Source organism: Vibrio sp. Vb1554 (genome assembly GCF_033344235.1).
The window spans coordinates 211,701-229,010 of sequence record NZ_JAWPOJ010000001.1 but is presented as its reverse complement, the minus strand read 5'-3'; the positions used below and the strand labels follow the sequence as shown (position 1 = coordinate 229,010).

Here is a 17,310-nt window from a genome sequence, read left to right as displayed (position 1 = left end):
AATTTGAAAACCCAGTATAAAGATCCTTACTTGTTGTCATTAAAGCAATTAGTGCGGTGGGATAATGATAAATATGACAAATCTGTTGCGCTCAGTCGACAACAGCCATAAAGGGCTGCAATTGCTATTAGGCGATTTTTACCAAGATTTCAGTGACGCAGGGATTGATATTGAGATGCTGCATAAACAAAACCGTTTTGAAGCACTCAGATGTTATTCAAAAAGACTAAAGACCATTCTCGTCTTGTTATGTGATGACGACTTACCACCAAAATTGGCAAAGCTTGAACACTTAAACAAACACCATTTCCCTGCTCCTAATGAATTGATCGAGGATGTTAAAACCGAGCTTAACAACGTAAACAAACAAATTAGCCAGCTGTTAAAAATCGAAAATTCAATCGATAGCCGCACAGGTAGTGAATCGTAGGGGTGGCTCATGAGCAATAAGCAAATAGAACATCACCTCAAAAAGGCGCTCGTTTCGAACAACGAAGCTTCGAAGGTAACAACAGACGATACAATCGTGCTAGCCAGTGCAATGACCAGCGTACACAAAACCTTGCTGGTTATCTTTTTGCTTTCCATGGTGGCTATCGCCGTGGCATCTCAGGCTCGTATCGACATTGTGGTGTCGGTGCGCGGTGAGCTATTGCTCGAATCTGACATCGAAAAAGTGCAACACCTTGAAGGCGGTATTCTAGAAGAAATGCTAGTGCGCAAAGGCGAAGTAGTTTACGAAGGTCAGCCTATTGCACGCCTTCGCTCTCTGGATAGAAACACTCAACTCGATACGGTAAACACAGAGATCATTCAGCTTGAGCTAGACAAGATTCGTTACGAAAGCCTGCGCGATATGGTGGAACCCGATTTTTCTGCCTACATCGAAAAGTACCCAGAATTAGTGCAAGTCAACATGAATACCTGGCAGCAAGAATTTTCTAAAAACCGTTCCAATGAAGAGTTGATCACTCACGATATCCAACATAAGAATTCGCTTATTGATTCAATGCTCAAGCGCCGTAAAAGCTCCGAGAACCAGCTCTCCTTGATACGCAAGCAGCTCAATATTAAGAACACCTTGTACAAAGAGGAAATGGCGTCTTACGTCGATGTTCTGAATATGCAGGTTCAAGAGTCAAACATGGTGCGTGAGATTGAAAACCTTGATGAGTCGGTCATGAATGAGCGCTTCCAACTCGACAAACTAGAGAAGCAGTACCGAGACTTGGTGGAGAATCGTAATGCCGAGTATCAAGCACAAATCATTCAAGCAAACAAGGACTTAAAGTTGAAACGTATATTACGTCCTCAACACTCAGATAAAGTGGATCGCCTCGTGGTTTACGCCCCTATTGACGGTGTAGTAGATAAAGTGCACTTCAATTTCCGCTCCGCTGTGATACCGCCAGGTGAAAGCATCGCGGACATTGCACCGATCAATAACGCCCTTCACGGAGAGGCGAAGATCCCGCGTAAAGACATGGGTTTTGTAGAAATCGGACAAGCGGTCAAAGTGAAGATGGATACCTACAACTTTGCCAAATACGGATTTTTGGAAGGTCGAATTGCATCGATCAGCCGTTCTTCTTATGAAGAAGAAGACGCTGAATTCTATCTCGCGGAAATCCAAATCAGTCAAAACTATCTAGAGCGCGGAGGCACACAATACAAGCTGTCCCCTTATATGGAGTTTACCGCAGACGTGAAAACAGGTTCACGCCGGGTGATCGAATACGCAGCGAAGCCGGTTATGTCGGCTATCGAAGACGCATTCGATGAGAGGTGATGGATGAGTAGCAAACCTTCTTACAATATTTCCGTTCCTGTTATGCGCCTAAGCATCGCTTTCAGCTTGATGCTGGCTGCCCTCGCCTTTTATTTGTATATCTCTTGGGAAAAAGTGGATTCAGTCGAGAAAGTGCAAAACGCGCCTCTGTTGGTTCAAGCTCAACAGCTCAACCAAACTATCGAGTTTGATATTCAAACGCTTCAACGCTGTTTAAGCGCGCGTTATTGCAGTACAACAGAGCTTGATTTTGAGGTTCTGAAAGACGAAATTGACCAATTTAAGTCGCTCGCGTCACTCAACAAAACCGAGTTTAGCTTGGTGGGCGCGACCGAATACACGCAGCTTGAACTGGCAATCAATCGCTTCTCAGACAGCCAAAAAACACGCGACGATGTGTTGGCACTGTACCTCTCGCTCACCAATAACTACCTACAAATGGACGACAACTACCGGACCATATTTAACAACCATGCGAGTGACCTAATGATGGAGAAAAACGAGTTCTTCATTTGGTTGTTTGTGGTCGTTGTCGTACTGGTTGGTATCGCAGTGCTATCGAACTTGGTGGCAATCCTTAAACTGAAAAAATCCAGCTCGAATGAGCGTGACATTGACCAAGAATTCGATGAGCTTTATCAAGAACTCAAACTACTGGATTTACAAAGGTTGGAAGAGTTGCTGAATGAAGTGAGCATCAATCCTAAGCAGCGTCAGATCTACTCACACCTAAAACTGATTTTCAGCAAACTCGAAGAGCAAAAACGCAATAACGATCTCTACAAGCAGCTCTATGCTCTGATTGGTTACGAGATTCGTGGCATCACCAACACCATTAACGGCGGCGTGCAATATCTCGTTCAAGAGACCGATGAGAGCGGAGTGTTGATGGCGCAAGATATAACCTCGGCTGCCAATACCCTGTCTGAATTGGCGGAGAACTACAACCGACTCATTTCACAAGGGACCGAGAGCAAATCGAAAGAGTTTTCACTGCTGAATGTACTGTCTGAATTGATGATTCACATCAGTTCAAAAGTGCAGCGAAATGAAGGTGAGCTAGACTGCTTTATCTCAGATAACTTACCAAACCGTGTTGAAGGACAATCTACCAGCTTATTCTGGGTGTTGTTCCTACAGCTATCAAATGCCATCCAACTCAAAGCCGACAAGAAACTGTTTGTCACCATTGAATCAGGTGCGGCGTCAGACATTGAAAATACCCGCTTGACCATCAATCTAAACTTCTTAACCACACTGGATGTGCCGTTTGCCAAGCTCAATACCCTACACTGGAGCGACCATAAACAGCACACTGCAACCAAAGACGATTTGGCTAAAAGCGTACTGAAAGATTATGGCTATTACGAGAGCCATTGGTATCAATCGGGCAATCAGGAACGTTTTCAAATTCAGCTCGATTTGAAAGCCAAAAGCTTCCACACCGAGAAAACTCGCTTCGACAATAAGCGTTTGTTGCTGTGTGCCAACTCTCAGCTGCGCATTGATGTAATGAACAAAATGTTAGTCAACTTGGGCTTGGAGATCACGCCAATTCGAACGCCGAACGAACTCTTCTCTGCTGCAAAAACCTTTGGCGAATACGATGCCATCATGCTGACCGACACGTTCGAGCCAAACAAGCTGCCCTCACTGAGCAAAACGGTGAAATCGCAACTGCGCAATCACCCGAACACCAAGTTGCTGCTCTCGGTCACTAGCACTCAGCAAGCGCAAGAGAGCCATACCTTTGTCGACAAGATTCTGAACTCCCCTGCGATTCCGTATGAGTTTATCCCCAATCTTTTAGCAATCATGGAAGCGGAAGCCTCAGAAGATCAGATGGAGAACAGCTCATTCCTGATTGTGGAAGATGACCGTGTTCAACAGATTCTACTCAAACGTATTTTGAGCAAGCAAGAATACGAAGCCGACACCGTTGGCGATGGCGCAGACGCTGTTCAGCACTTCATGAATCAGCGCTCGGACATCATTTTTATGGACTGCATCATGCCTGGCATGGGCGGTATTGAAGCAACCAAACGCATTCGACAATACGAACAAGAGAGCGGACAAAACCCTTGCACCATCATAGGCGCGACAGCATTGACCAGCAGTAATGAACACCAAGCTTGTATCGAAGCTGGAATGGATTACGTGATCAGCAAACCTTATAAAAACGACGAAATCATCAAGGTGATCAACAAGTATGTGGCGGTACAGAAACTTAACTAGCTGCGTATTGGCAGCGCTTACATTGAGCAATGCTCCTTCGGCAATGGCGACCACCTTGCTTGAGGCGGTCAAACTCGGCTTGGAAAACAATTTATCTCTGCGCGCTAGTGACAAAGGCGTGGAAGAAAACGAATACAACATCGACATTAGCCGTTCTAAGTTCCTGCCTTCTTTAAACGGTGCCGCTGATACAACATGGAATGAAAACGAGACCATATTAACGGGAACACCAGATAAACGTTCAAGCTACAACTCAAATAGCTACAGCGTGTCTTTATCGCAATCGGTGTTTAACCTTGGCGACATCTTCAAATACGGCACCGCGAAGCTTGATTTCAACATTGAAGAAATCAAACACGAGAACAAAATCCAGAGCACCATTTCTGAAATCGCGACGCAATATTTCGAATACCTCAAAAACAACGCGCAAATCAAAGCCACCCAAGTAGAACTTAAATCGTCTGAAACACGTGAGCGTCAAATGCGTCGCAACGTGGAACTTGGCAACACTGCGGCGAGCGAGTTGTATGAGGTAATTGCCCAGAAAGAAGGCATTGCCAATCGCTTAAGAACCTTAGAGAAAGACCGGCGCGTAATTTTGAACGGTTTAGAGATTCAAGTTCAATACCCAGTCACCCCATCACAAGACATCTACGAAAGTGTGCCCTTGGAGGAAATCAGCGAATCCGAACAACGTGAGATTCTTGAACAAGCTTTGAAGCTCAATAACGACTTATTGGTTGCGAAGAAAACCGTCGAGCGCAGCCGAAGAGGCTTGAAAGAAAGCGGTTCAAACTTTGTGCCGACCGTATCGCTCTCTGCCAGTTACCGTTACGACGACGCGAACAACTATGACCGAACCGACCCAACCGCAACAGGGGACAGTAACTCGACCAGCGTCGGGTTGAACTTGAATGTGCCAATTTTCTCCGGCGGTTCGGATTACTACGGTTATCAAAAATCGTCGACTGCCATCGAGCGAACCGAGCTGCTGTACCAAGATTCATTGTTCGCGACGCGCAATAGCGTTAACACCTCAGTACTCAACATTAATGACTTCTCCCGCGCCATCAGCAGTTACGAGAACATCATCCGTGCCAACTACGCTTCCTACAAAGGCATTCAACGCGCCTATCAGCTTGGTACGCGAACCATTACCGACTTACTGGCAGCGGAAAGTAAACTGTTCAGCGCGCTACGTGATTACGAGAGCGCGCGCTATGACTACATCATTGAATCGATCAATCTTGAGCAAATCAAAGGCATGCTATCGGTTCAATCTATCGAAAGCATCATGCAGTTGATGAGCGATATCGAAGGCAGAAGCAATCAAGACTTAGTTCCAAAACACCTTCTCTCTAAACCATCGATTAAGAAAGGAGGTCGCAATGCAAACTGAGCACTTTTCCCAAAAGATTAACTTTGCTGACAAGTGTTATCTGACTTTCTCAACGGTCATCTCAACACTGTTTGGTTTAGTGCTGCCCTTTTCGATTCTTATTATCTTTGACCGTGTTTTACCTAACCAAGCCAAAGACACGCTGTTTCTTCTGTTTGCCATTATCTTGATCACCATCTTCCTCGACTATCACTTAAAGAATCAGGAAGAGAAGATTTCGTCGGTGATCATGAAGCAATTCGAAACCAACTTAACCAACAAGGTGTTTCAATCAATCTGTTTGGCTGAGATATCGAAGTTTCGTCGTCTAGAACCCGGTGAATACCTAGAGCGTATTGCGACCATTCCAGAGATTAAATCCTTCTTTGGCGGAGAATCTGTACGGGCATTGATCAACCTTGCCGTCAGCATACTGACCATTCTGATTATCGGTGTGATCAACATTTGGGCGGGAGTGACCATCTTGCTCGCCTCCATCATTTTGGCGGTGTTCGCACTCAGTCTTTCCAAGCAGAAAATCAACAGCTTAGAAAACAAATCCGACATCGAAGGCTTAACTACTTCTAAAATCATCGAGATCATCTCTAGCCCACTCGATATCAAAGCGCGCAATATGGAATATCGCGTTGAGAGCTTGATGACACAAATGGTGGAAGAACGTGAAGTCGAGAACATCAAATACGAGCAAATTGAATCAAACTTCAACCTTATCTTGTCGCTCATACAACAGCTCTCCATCGCTTGTGTGGTGGTGGTTTTGGCAACGGCAGTTATCAACATGCAATCGAGCCAAGGCATCATGGCTGCCATCATCATGCTTACCAACCGCTACTTCGCGCCATACCAGCAAGTAATGCGCACGGTGAGTCGATGGGAGTTGAACAAGCTTCATATTCAACGTATCGCCGAGCTGCTTGAGCTTGCTGCATCTATAGAACAACAAAACGACACGACGGAAGTCGAGCGCATCTCGGTGAAGTATTCGGAAAAACAACGCATTGAGTTTGAACGCGGTCAGGCTTACTTGCTGACGGGGAAAAGCGGCGCAGGTAAAACCCACCTCGCCAATTGCATTACGCGGCAAAACACCGACAGCAAGCTCGATATCCAAATCAACGAGACACCGCTCGATGACGTCAACTACAACGTCTGGCGTAATAGCGTGCTCATGGTCGACAAAACCAGTTCGTTCGTCGAAGGCACCATCATCGACAACTTGACTTGTTTCCGCCCGAGCTTAAATAACACGGCATTTGCGCTTTGCGAAACCATGAACATCAAGGCACAAATCGATGCCCTTCCCGCTGGTTTTTACACCGAGCTTAAAGGACATTTACGCAACCCATTCTCGCGCCAAGTCGCTTATGCCTTGTTGTTAGTGCGTGCCTTACTCGCGAACAAACGTGTGTTGATCTTCGACGACATCGACTGTGTTTATGATGACGACTTTGCTCGATTGGTTTTGACCAGCACCGCCTATCGCGCCAACGACAAAATCCTCATCATCGTCAGCAACAAGATGGACAAACTCAATCATCGCCTCAAACGCGTCAAACTTACCGGAGGTGACCAATGAGTATTTTGGTTGATTTTAATAATGTCCCTCAGCGCTTGTTGGACTTTGAGGCTCGCAGTTATGACGAGCGATACAATGAGTCACCTTTGATTCGTGGTTTAGCTTACACCCTCATAGCGCTTGAATGGGAAGGCACACCTTCTATCCTCAGTGACGCTTTTATCCCTAAACCAAAAGACAGCGACAGTTTTATTGCCACGATTGAACGCCTTGGTTACCGTTGTGACGTCACCAAATTAAAAACGTTGGAGCACATCGAGGGGCACCCTCATCCTTGTTTTATCGAGATAGAAAACCTCACTGCGATTTTCTTGGGTACCAAAGACGGCAAGCTGATCCTGTTTGATTACACCAATAACAACACCATTGAATACCCGCTCTGCAAAAAGCCATGCTTGTTGGTCTCGATCAGCGAATACTCGCGCTTGTTCCGAGAGCCACCACCTGAATCTCAAGACCGCAGTAACTGGATTAAATACGCGTTTTATCGCTACAACAATGAACTCAAGAGCCTGATTATCCTCAGCTTCGTGGTCAGTATTCTCGGCGCACTCCAGCCCTTTTTTATTATGAGTGTGTACAACTTCGCCTTGACGTCTAGCTCGCAAGCCACGCTCTATTGGCTCACGTTGTTTGCCGTGATTGTTGGGTTTTCGGAATACTTTTTCAAGAAAATGCGGGTCAACATCATCGCCACATCAGGGAAGGATTTGGCGGTGCATATTTCTCAAAACGTAATATCCAAACTGTTGTGGCTTCCTTATTCGATGACATCTACCGCTGGTGTCTCTTCTCAGTTAGCACGTTTGAAAGACATCGACACTTTCCGCCGTTTGGTAACCGCAGAGTCAACATTAAGCTACTTCGACATGCCGTTTGTTATCGTATTCATTATTGCCATTGCTCTTATGTCTGGTACCGCAGCGCTAGTCGTTATGGCGGGGTTGATTCTAATGTTGGTGTTCTGTGTTTATTCTCGTTACATCTACTCGCAAGCCACGTCCAAGAGCTCTCGCGCCAACGCCATGGTTTCTTACCAATGGAATGAGATTCTTCGTGGTATAAAAACCATCCAAGACTTGCCATTGTTGCGTGTTATCCAGTCCCGCTTTAGCGCATCACATTTACAAAGCACAAACGATGCAGAACATGTTTCAGTGACTAATAGCAGGGTTCAGGCAGCAGGCGGGAGTTTGATTCAGGTTATTGGTACCGCAAGTATCGTCGCGGCCGTTATCGGCGTGATGGACGGCACCTCCGATGCAGGTGCAATGCTTGCTACTGTAATTTTAGTCTGGAAGGCGTTGGGGCCTATTATGGGCATCTACAACTCTATTTCTAAGTTCCAATCCATTAAGGCGTCTTCTGCGCAAATCAACAACCTTATGGCGATGAATGACGATAAGCTAACGTTAGAGAAAAGCCCCCCTATTCGCCTCTTTCAAGGTAGTATCGTCGGCTCTGGTGTGAGCCATCGTTATAGTGGTGCGGCAACAGGCTTAACTAATCTTGGTTTTAAAATTCCACCGGGCGCAAAAGTCGTGATTTGTGGACCAACAGGTTGCGGTAAAACGACGCTCATCTCTATTATCGCTGGGCTAGAGGAACGCTATCAAGGCTCAGTTTCGGTGGACGGTTATAACATCAAACAGTTCAACAGTTACCGCTATCGAACCTCGATTAACTACATCCCGTTTAACCTGCATATTTTTGAAGGCTCCTTGGAAACTAACTTCATCTTGCATAATGGGTTAATCCCAACAGAAAAAATGCGTGAAATGGTGAGTTTCTTTGAGCTCGATACATGGTTGCCACAAGGCCTGGACACTCAATTGAGCGTTGATATCTGTAAAAGTTTACCAAATGGTATTCAACAAAGACTGCGGCTCGCATTAGGGCTAGGCAACTGCGAACAATCTTTGATTATCATTGACGAGCCATTTAATGGTGCAGAGCAAGAAAACTCGCACTACTTCAAGCGTTTATTCAGCGACAAACTACTCAATAAGACCGTTATTTTCTCAACGAATGATCCGGGCATGATCTCTACATCCAATATGAGCTTAGTCTTGGAGCCAGATGGCAACCTGAAGTATTTCGGGTTAACCGATAAGTACTTAAAAAGTCTAAGTTAAGTTCGGAATGTGGTGTGATTCATCATTCATACTTGAGCACAGTCATTGACAAAAATGTAAACGATGAGACTATTTACTCTGTAAGCGCGTACACTAAGGAATCCGATGTATACATTTGTTGCAGACAAATTGGATGTGGTTTATTTATCAACAATACCAGAAAACTACCAGTTACAAGACTTCGATGTGCCTGAAGAAGAACTCGAAATTCGTGAAATTGTAGAGGTATGGTATGAGTGTGCGTTTCTTCCTGACTTTAACCTTCAACACATCGACATCGAAAACAAAACTGCATTGGTCGAGACACAAGCGCAAGTCGTAAACAACTACACAAGTACGCTCGCTTTTTTACTCAAAAGTCGTACTTATCGCGCAGCACTTAACCGATTATTGAGTGTATGGAGATTGGAGGCAGCAGCTAAAGCACAGCTTGAGCTGCTGTTACTTACGGAAGAACAGAGTAGCAAGCCAGTAAATTAATCGGCTAGGATAAGGGGCTAAAAATCTTAAACCCAACCATCGAATCGGAGACGTTTCTGCACGCGTTCAACCGCCTCTATCTGCATCTGACGAACACGCTCGTTAGATACGTTTAATAACAGGCCTATTTCCGACAAAGTTTTCACTCTCTGGTCAAATAATCCGAATCGATGGATCAAGACTTTCTGCAACTTAGTTGGCAAGGTTTTAATAATATTTTCAATAGCTTGAGTAAAGCACTGGTTTTCACAGTCTTGTTGTGGATCTGGCGTATACTCACTTTCACACAGTTCAAGAACAAATGGAACGCGATGTAGGTCCGCAGTGGTCGATACATCAATAAAACCACTTAGAGCAACAAGTTCATCTATACGCTCTGCTTTCACCCCTGAGCAGCGTGAGAGTTCAGAAATAGACAACTCCTTGCTCTCACTTTTTGACGCATCGAGCTTTTTTAAAGCCAGGCTATTTATCTCTTTGCACACATGAGCAGGTAAACGTACCGTGCGGCCATTGTTCATTAATGCCGCTTCTATATTCTCGCGAATCCACCATACCGCATAAGTAGAAAAACGGTAGCCTGGCTCAGGATCGAACTTATCGACCGCTTTTATCAAACCAATATTACCTTCTTCTATTAAATCGAGCAGAGTAAAGTTATTACCTGGCCGTTTGAGGTAACCTTTTGCGATTTTCACAACAAGTCGAAGATTAGACTCAATCAACATTTCGCGCGCTTCTTCATCACCAGCTCGATTAAGTTTGGCGTAATGCAACTCCTCTTCACGAGACAATAAATCAATGCCCACAATATCTTTGAGATAGTGAGCATAAGGGTCTTTCCCAACTGACAACGATTCTTTCATTGACAGTTCATCCGTGACAGCTCGGAACCTAGCAAAGCATTCGTTGTTCATTCCCCGTCCTTCTCAAGCCAACTTATTTCTTATCTTCTTTAATTGTTTTTGTACAACACTGTATGCATCATGCTTTATATGCATTACTTTACACTGAGTGTAGACAGGGGTTCTGATCTTTACCAAGAAATCACTTATCACTTTAAAACAATTACTGCTTCTATGATAAAAACGTGAGCAGGTGGGGGGTTATATATATGAAAGTGCGAATATTTGTACGCAAATTGGCCTCAAAGAAAACAACGCAACGTAATCGTCAACGCTTACCACGTTACTCTGACTAAACCTTTGAGGCTTGAGGATGGTTTGAAGTATCAGTTGAATTAGCGAGACCTAATTCACTTGACGAAGCGCAGGTTGAAGCTGACAGTCTGTTATAACTTGGAAAACTGCACGATTCTTTCCTTCAGACTTACCTTGATACATCAACTCGTCAGCATCTTGCAAGCTCACGATGTGGGTAAACTCAGGATAGTAAGCACAGCCCAAACTGATACTCAAATGAATTGCTTGTCCGCCCAGTATAACAGGCTGATCGTAAACGGCTTTACAAAGCATATTGGCAAAATTGAGCGCTTCTCGCTCTGACAGAGAAGACGTAACGAGTGCGAACTCTTCTCCTCCAATTCTCGCCAATGTCATTCGGTCATCAGTCATCGACTTAGCGGCTTCTGCGATGGCAACTATTGCTCGGTCTCCAGCAAGGTGGCCATATCGATCATTGATTGATTTAAAATCATCAATATCAAACACCATCACCGTTAAGTTTCGCTTCAAATGATTCAGTAGCGCCAATTGCTCAATCAGGTGTCTACGGTTGTATAGCTTTGTGAGAGAATCCGTCAACGTCATCTCTAGCAATTGCTGATTGGCAATCGTTAACTGCCTTGTCCGAAGAGCAACCATACGTTTGAGGGCAAAAATATGATAAAGCGTTGCAACCGCCATAATGAAAATAGCAATAGGGAAAAGATAAAGTGGATAAACCGTTTTCACCACACTCCAACGGGTGAGGATCCGCTCACGATCCGTACCGATGACTTTTTCAAACGCTCTTGATACCTCTAAAATGGAAGTTGCACTGTGCATTCCTGCTGCAATCCGAAGATCTTTACTATATAAGCTAATTGTCGGGACAAACATACCCGCTCCCGGCGTGGTTGCCATATAAAAGTTAGCAACTTGCAGGTCTGCAACAAAGTACAGCACCTTTTTATCGACGGCGGCTTGTATCATCGAATCATTGTTAATGTATTCTGCGATAGGTGCATTCGGATAATTCGTCTGAACAAACTCAGACTCGTAACTTCCTTTAACAACGCCAATTGGCAGCGTCATTTCGCCAGTTAAAACACTCCTGATATCAACCGAAAGTACATCTTTATTTACGTACAGTTTGGTTTGGATAGGCATTATGACTGCGCCAAAGTCCATATACTTCGCTCTTTCGGGCGAGTAGACAAGTCCTCCGTGAAAGTCAGCCTTACCCTCTTTTACGGCTTGTAAAGAAGCATCCCAATCCAAAAGGAGAAACTGAACGTCGATTTGGTTGTTCGCCGCGTACTCTTTCCAAAAGTCGATTAAAATACCTTTAGGTTCACCATCTGGGCTAAGGTAAGAGAACGGCTTCCACGCTTTGGAGTTAGCAACAATTAAAGAATGAGACTCTGACTTGTGTGCATGCGCCATCGGACAAATGGACAGCCACAGTAGTAATAAAGAAGCACACGCTTTTTTACATTTGCAACCATAAGTACCATAACTCGTCGATGACATACCTACTTCTCACCAGTCTTTTTAAACCATAATCTCGGCTGTTTGATTAGACTAAAGATATAGTAGAGTTGCATAAGACAGGAAGTGACGCTTATTGATATGAATCTAACTTAGTAAGTTTTAGTACTTAATTGGTACTTTCAACGCCTAGCTCGCTGAAGCAGTTGAAGCAGTTGAAGCAGTTGAAGCAGTTGAAGCAGTTGAAGCAGTACATGATAAATTAGGAAAACTTATCTGGTACTAAAAATTGAATATCATCAGTTTTGCAAACACCTAGTACCAACAAAAAAGCCCTATTCAAAATCCACCTTGGGGAGAACTTTGAATAGGGCTCTTTGCCTCTATGCTTCATTTTACGGCTGAAGCTACCTTTACCTTTTTTCGCTTTAACGACTCGTGTTTGGAACAGCTGACTGGTAACAACCGCTTTTAACGCGTTGTCTTTGATTTCACCTCTGCCGAAGTCGGTCTCATGTTGTGAGCCACTCGGTTGAGGACTGATTTTACGCTTTGCCATAAATCCTCCTTAATGGTCGAACCAGATTGGACAATAATTATATAAATAAGTCAAATTTATAGATTTAGTTGAATTTTATGCTAAAAAACTTCACATCACCGTCATTTATTTGAAATTTAATCAAAAACATGCTGGTTAAATAGTGACTAAATACAAATATTTGTCCATAAAGCACTAATATATGTTGACTCTTCGTGGAATTAACCTAGACTCAAACACGGCTAGAAAGAAAGTTCTTTGTTTTCACATTTCGTTGGATTACTTGTAACCCGTCGTCCTGTGGTACGCAATAGCAATTTATTTTTCCACGCTATAAGCGCCGTTGAGGCGAAAGATTACATTATTTAGATATTTAGGAAATAGACATGTCTAACACAGCTACTGGCACAGTTAAGTGGTTCAACGAAACTAAAGGCTTCGGTTTCATTCAACAAGAAAACGGTCCTGACGTATTTGCTCACTTCTCTGCAATCACTGGTGACGGCTTCCGCACTCTAGTTGAAGGCCAGAAAGTAGAATTTGTTATCTCTCAAGGTCAAAAAGGCCCTCAAGCAGAGCAAATCAAAGTACTTTAATTCTTAAAGAATTTGATACGATAGCCAGCTTTTAAAGCTGGCTATTTTTTTGCCTAAAACTTATTTTGCCAACAAAACGATATAAATCTATGGCTCTTAAACCAACCATTTACAAATTTCGTATCGCCATTTCCGATATGAATAATGACTATTACGATTCTAAAAATCTAACTATCGCCCTTCACCCTTCTGAAAAGCCGCAACGAATGTTGGCTCGCATTCTAGCTTACTGTTTAAATGCTCAAAGCAATCTGGAGTTTACAAAAGGACTCTCTACGATTGAAGAGCCTGATTTATGGCATGTTGGCGATGATCAAAGCATTACTCACTGGATTGAAATTGGCGAACCAGAACCAGACAGAATTAAGAAAGCTTCTCGCCTAGCAAAGCATGTAAAAGTTTACACTTATAACACCAAAGCGGCTGTCTGGTGGGACAAAATGTCAGGAAAGTTCTCAATGCTTCCCGTCAACGTAGAGAGCTTTGACTATGACGCTATCGACTTGATTTGTCAGCACCTTGACCGAGGTACTAGCCTTTCTGTTATGATTACTGGCAGCTCAATTTTTGTTGATATCAATGATCAGCATATCGAAGTAACGGTGAAGGAACTAAAAAACCATGACGTCTCTTAGTGAACTGAGTCAAGAGATGGGATTTGAAGAAATCCCCTTTGTTAAAGAACATAAAGCAGCAAAGCGACGTTGGTTAAAAGAACAGTCACAACTATTTACAAAAGTTTGTGAGAACAAACCCACAACAGCACCTACTCTTCACCTGCTTGGCCTTTTGACCAAATCACATATTGAAGCAAGTGCTAACTACGAGCAACATGCTCACTCTACCCAGCGTATGCAGCAAGTTCTGACTGACTCCTTGGGTAATGAGCACGCGGATAAGTTTACTAACCAATCTGCTGAAGACCTAATCTTAGTCACCCACCTTTGGTTATACACGCAAGGCTATTTAAATATGGATTTCAGCTTGGCGCACGATCATGCTGAGCAGACTCAAAATACATTGCAGCACGAGCTTGTCATAAAACGCATGGACGTTGATGCATTCAGAACCGAACTCATGCAAAGTTTTTATCAAGGTAAGGAAGCCCGTCCGGCTTCAGCAAGTGGCTTTTGGGGTTGGTTTAAACGTCTATTTTCCGCATAAAATACATGGTTTTATCCATTTCAAACAACTGATAGACTTCACACTCAGTGCAACAAGCATCATGATTGCATTCTTAAAGGACAGTTACCCAATGAACATCAAGGGATCATTATGAAGTTTATCCGTTGGATTTTAGGCAAGGTTATCTTATTGCTGAACGCGGTGTTCTCACCTCGTGGTATTAAGCGCACCGCAGAAGAACAGCAACGTATTGATGAAAAAGCGAAACAATACGCACTTTACCAATTTGAAGCCTGCCCTTTTTGCGTAAAGGTCCGCCGTGCAATGAAGCGTCAATCGGTGAACATTGAGCTACGTGATGCAAAAAATAATCCTACTCATCGAGCTGAACTAGAGCAAGGTGGTGGGCGAGTTAAAGTCCCTTGCCTTCGTATCGAAAAAGATGGTGAAACACAGTGGTTATACGAGTCATCTGACATCGTCGCTTACGTTGAAAAAGAATTTGCCTAAGTTCCCCCTATGAACATTGGCGGATGTAAAAGAGGCACCTAACGGTGCCTCTTTTCTATTTTTTTAGCTAAATGTTGCCGTGCGAGCTTTCCTTATTCAGTCTTCTTGCTCAACTCCGAACTTAAACTCCACTAAGCAAATAACGGGTATGTGAGAACAACACAACGAAGATTACCGCCTAACGTCTGCGTTATTCATCCACGATCAATGTTAGCTCTACGCGCCGATTGCAAGCTTTACCACTCGCTGTCGCATTGCTGCACTTCGGTACATACTCTCCGAAGCCTCTAGAAAACACTCGTTGACGTGGAATACTCGTCGCCAATAGTTGTTTTTCTACTTCACGAGCTCGCTTTTCAGATAGCGTGTCATTGAAGCTTTCAGCTCCCGTGCTATCCGCATGACCATCAATCACGACATCAACATCAGTTCTTCCAGCCAGATAGTGACCAATGTTTCGAATCCAGTCTTGAGATTGAGCAGATAACCGTGCAGAACCCGTTTGAAAATGCACTTGCTCTTTCAAACGTATCATCAGGTGACCACCACTGAGCGTCTCGTGAGGAATGTTATGCCTGCTCAGGAACATTTCCAGAGAGGTCACGTTTTGCGACTTTTTTACTGACGCCCTCGCCGTTTGATATGAACGAGGGGAAGAAGCCACATTGGATGCGCTCGGGTATCCCCATTCTGGGTGTCTCAGCTCTGTGTTTGATTTAGGAGCTGTATCTAAAATGTTCCCACCTGGGACCATATCTTGATCGAGGCTACTGCACCCGGCCAGAATGCCACAAACAATTAAAAACCAATGCTTCATACCATTACCAACGTAGAAAAACTCTTGTTCATTGTGTCGACAAAACACGCCGAATCTTTAGCGCTTTTGTCCACCGATTGGTTTGCCTATGCAGCGTTCATGCCACTGGAGTCAATGCAAAATCATCTCTCAAATAAAACGCAACACTAAAATACCCTACCCTTGCAGCCCATACGTCAGGCTAAGTCTGTTACCAATGGTCTCACTTTATTGTTATTTAATGGTTTTAGTCACTATCGTTAACCGATAAACTAACGCAAATTTCTCATTTAGAGCACTACTATGTTAAAAACCATATCGAAAGGCTTTGCTGTTGTTGTTGCCGTAATGGCTTTGTCGGCATGCGATAGCGGCAAGAGTCAGCCTCAGCAAGGCAAACAATACGAAGTTTTGCCAGTATCCCTTGAAGAGTATGATTTAGCTCCCCTGACTGAAGCATTCTCTTTAACTTGTGGCCACTGCCGCTCAATGGAAGAGTTTGTCCCTCAAATTGAATCATTGACCGATCAAAGCGTTGAAAAAATGCATGTAACGTTCAATGAAAGTGCACAAGTGAGCGCCATCATCTTCTATACTGCCGTAATGCAGCTTGAATCAACACCAGATAAAGCGTTTATGGCGGATCTTTTTACTGCTGTGCAAATGGGTGCCGATGCAACGGCTGAGGAACGCCAAATCGCCGTAGAGAAAGCCTTTGAGTCTCGCAACCTTATCAGCCCTTACCATTTAGATGAAGCACAGCAAAAAGCGCTGTTTGAGTACATCACTAAGGCAGAAGCGATCACGACTCGCGGCCAAATTAACTCCGTTCCAGCCTTTATCGTAAACGGAAAATATCAAGTGATTACTGGTGGTCATGACAGCGTTGAAGCCATGGCAGAAACCATCAACTTTTTGCTAAAACAACCTAAATAGACAAGGAGATTACGTGTCTAAATTTTTGTTTCCTCTTATTATTTTTATTTTGGCGGGCTTTTTCATTTACCGTACTTGGACAAACCATAAAGTAGCAGATGAAAACTTTGCCAAAGGCCAAGCATTCTTACTAGAAAATGCGAAAAAAGAAGGCGTCATCACAACAGAAAGTGGCCTTCAATACATGGTTCTTGAAAAAGGCGAAGGTGAGGTTCACCCAACTGCAACAAGTAAAGTAAAAGTACACTACCACGGCACCTTGATTGATGGCACGGTATTCGATAGCTCTGTTAATCGTGGTGAGCCGATTTCATTTGGTCTTAACCAAGTCATTAAAGGCTGGCAAGAAGGTCTACAATACATGGTAGAAGGTGAGAAAATCCGCCTTTTCGTACCAAGCACGCTTGGCTATGGTAAGAGTGGCTCTGGCCCAATTCCACCAGCAAGTGTTTTGATCTTTGATGTTGAACTGCTAGAAATTCAATAAATCTAGAAAGCTTTGTCTTAAAGCCAAAGTATCAAAACCAAAAACGCCGCGAACCAC

The 17,310-nt window shown here is 43.8% G+C and carries 17 protein-coding genes; 13 read left to right on the top strand and 4 right to left on the bottom strand.

Going from position 1 to position 17,310, the window contains the following annotated elements:
• Nucleotides 1-61 precede the first annotated feature (61 nt).
• The 7 genes from R8N28_RS01045 (at nucleotide 62) to R8N28_RS01015 (ending at nucleotide 9,614) form a co-directional block, all read left to right on the top strand.
• On the top strand, nucleotides 62-430 hold the full coding sequence (locus tag R8N28_RS01045) for a hypothetical protein (protein WP_031777210.1): 369 nt from the start codon (nucleotides 62-64) through the stop codon (nucleotides 428-430).
• A 9-nt stretch (nucleotides 431-439) separates the two neighbouring features.
• Nucleotides 440-1,789 carry an HlyD family type I secretion periplasmic adaptor subunit gene (locus tag R8N28_RS01040; protein WP_005375593.1) on the top strand — a complete coding sequence of 450 codons (1,350 nt, stop codon included), beginning with the start codon at nucleotides 440-442 and terminating at the stop codon, nucleotides 1,787-1,789.
• A 3-nt stretch (nucleotides 1,790-1,792) separates the two neighbouring features.
• Complete coding sequence (locus R8N28_RS01035; RefSeq protein WP_053350477.1) at nucleotides 1,793-4,024, top strand: response regulator; 2,232 nt, start codon at nucleotides 1,793-1,795, stop codon at nucleotides 4,022-4,024.
• Nucleotides 3,999-5,423 (top strand): TolC family protein, encoded by a 1,425-nt coding sequence (locus tag R8N28_RS01030; RefSeq protein WP_062730940.1) that lies wholly within the window; start codon nucleotides 3,999-4,001, stop codon nucleotides 5,421-5,423. Before R8N28_RS01035 ends, R8N28_RS01030 begins: the two co-directional genes overlap by 26 nt.
• On the top strand, nucleotides 5,413-6,999 hold the full coding sequence (locus R8N28_RS01025) for an ATP-binding cassette domain-containing protein (protein ID WP_005389021.1): 1,587 nt from the start codon (nucleotides 5,413-5,415) through the stop codon (nucleotides 6,997-6,999). The genes R8N28_RS01030 and R8N28_RS01025 overlap by 11 nt, the downstream gene beginning before the upstream one ends.
• On the top strand, nucleotides 6,996-9,134 hold the full coding sequence (locus R8N28_RS01020) for an ATP-binding cassette domain-containing protein (RefSeq protein ID WP_065275396.1): 2,139 nt from the start codon (nucleotides 6,996-6,998) through the stop codon (nucleotides 9,132-9,134). Before R8N28_RS01025 ends, R8N28_RS01020 begins: the two co-directional genes overlap by 4 nt.
• A 105-nt stretch (nucleotides 9,135-9,239) precedes the next feature.
• Nucleotides 9,240-9,614 carry a hypothetical protein gene (locus R8N28_RS01015; protein WP_005375619.1) on the top strand — a complete coding sequence of 125 codons (375 nt, stop codon included), beginning with the start codon at nucleotides 9,240-9,242 and terminating at the stop codon, nucleotides 9,612-9,614.
• Between the two features lie 26 nt (nucleotides 9,615-9,640).
• Here R8N28_RS01015 and R8N28_RS01010 read toward each other — a convergent pair whose 3' ends face one another.
• The 3 genes from R8N28_RS01010 to R8N28_RS01000 form a co-directional block, all read right to left on the bottom strand.
• A complete protein-coding gene (locus R8N28_RS01010; protein WP_017635872.1) occupies nucleotides 9,641-10,531 on the bottom strand; it encodes an RNA polymerase sigma factor RpoD/SigA in 891 nt (296 codons plus the stop codon).
• Between the two features lie 333 nt (nucleotides 10,532-10,864).
• Nucleotides 10,865-12,307 (bottom strand): diguanylate cyclase domain-containing protein, encoded by a 1,443-nt coding sequence (locus R8N28_RS01005; protein WP_065275397.1) that lies wholly within the window; start codon nucleotides 12,305-12,307, stop codon nucleotides 10,865-10,867.
• Between the two features lie 220 nt (nucleotides 12,308-12,527).
• Entirely contained in the window at nucleotides 12,528-12,824 is a 297-nt protein-coding gene (locus R8N28_RS01000) for an alternative ribosome-rescue factor A (RefSeq protein WP_017635870.1), read from the bottom strand.
• A 365-nt stretch (nucleotides 12,825-13,189) separates the two neighbouring features.
• Between R8N28_RS01000 and R8N28_RS00995 the strand changes: the two genes are divergently transcribed.
• From R8N28_RS00995 to R8N28_RS00980, 4 genes are all read left to right on the top strand, one after another.
• Nucleotides 13,190-13,399, top strand: a complete 210-nt coding sequence (locus tag R8N28_RS00995) for a cold-shock protein (RefSeq protein ID WP_005375625.1) — start codon at nucleotides 13,190-13,192, stop codon at nucleotides 13,397-13,399.
• Between the two features lie 89 nt (nucleotides 13,400-13,488).
• A complete protein-coding gene (locus R8N28_RS00990) occupies nucleotides 13,489-14,034 on the top strand; it encodes a YaeQ family protein (RefSeq protein ID WP_005375627.1) in 546 nt (181 codons plus the stop codon).
• Complete coding sequence (locus R8N28_RS00985; RefSeq protein ID WP_005375629.1) at nucleotides 14,021-14,563, top strand: hypothetical protein; 543 nt, start codon at nucleotides 14,021-14,023, stop codon at nucleotides 14,561-14,563. Before R8N28_RS00990 ends, R8N28_RS00985 begins: the two co-directional genes overlap by 14 nt.
• A gap of 111 nt (nucleotides 14,564-14,674) precedes the next feature.
• Complete coding sequence (locus R8N28_RS00980) at nucleotides 14,675-15,034, top strand: glutaredoxin family protein (protein ID WP_005375631.1); 360 nt, start codon at nucleotides 14,675-14,677, stop codon at nucleotides 15,032-15,034.
• Between the two features lie 190 nt (nucleotides 15,035-15,224).
• Here R8N28_RS00980 and R8N28_RS00975 read toward each other — a convergent pair whose 3' ends face one another.
• A complete protein-coding gene (locus R8N28_RS00975) occupies nucleotides 15,225-15,851 on the bottom strand; it encodes an OmpA family protein (RefSeq protein WP_025768460.1) in 627 nt (208 codons plus the stop codon).
• Between the two features lie 282 nt (nucleotides 15,852-16,133).
• Between R8N28_RS00975 and R8N28_RS00970 the strand changes: the two genes are divergently transcribed.
• Together R8N28_RS00970 and R8N28_RS00965 are read left to right on the top strand one after the other, a co-directional pair.
• A complete protein-coding gene (locus R8N28_RS00970) occupies nucleotides 16,134-16,766 on the top strand; it encodes a thiol:disulfide interchange protein DsbA/DsbL (protein ID WP_042521488.1) in 633 nt (210 codons plus the stop codon).
• 13 nt (nucleotides 16,767-16,779) lie between these two features.
• Complete coding sequence (locus R8N28_RS00965; RefSeq protein ID WP_005375638.1) at nucleotides 16,780-17,253, top strand: FKBP-type peptidyl-prolyl cis-trans isomerase; 474 nt, start codon at nucleotides 16,780-16,782, stop codon at nucleotides 17,251-17,253.
• The last annotated feature ends 57 nt before the right edge of the window (nucleotides 17,254-17,310 follow it).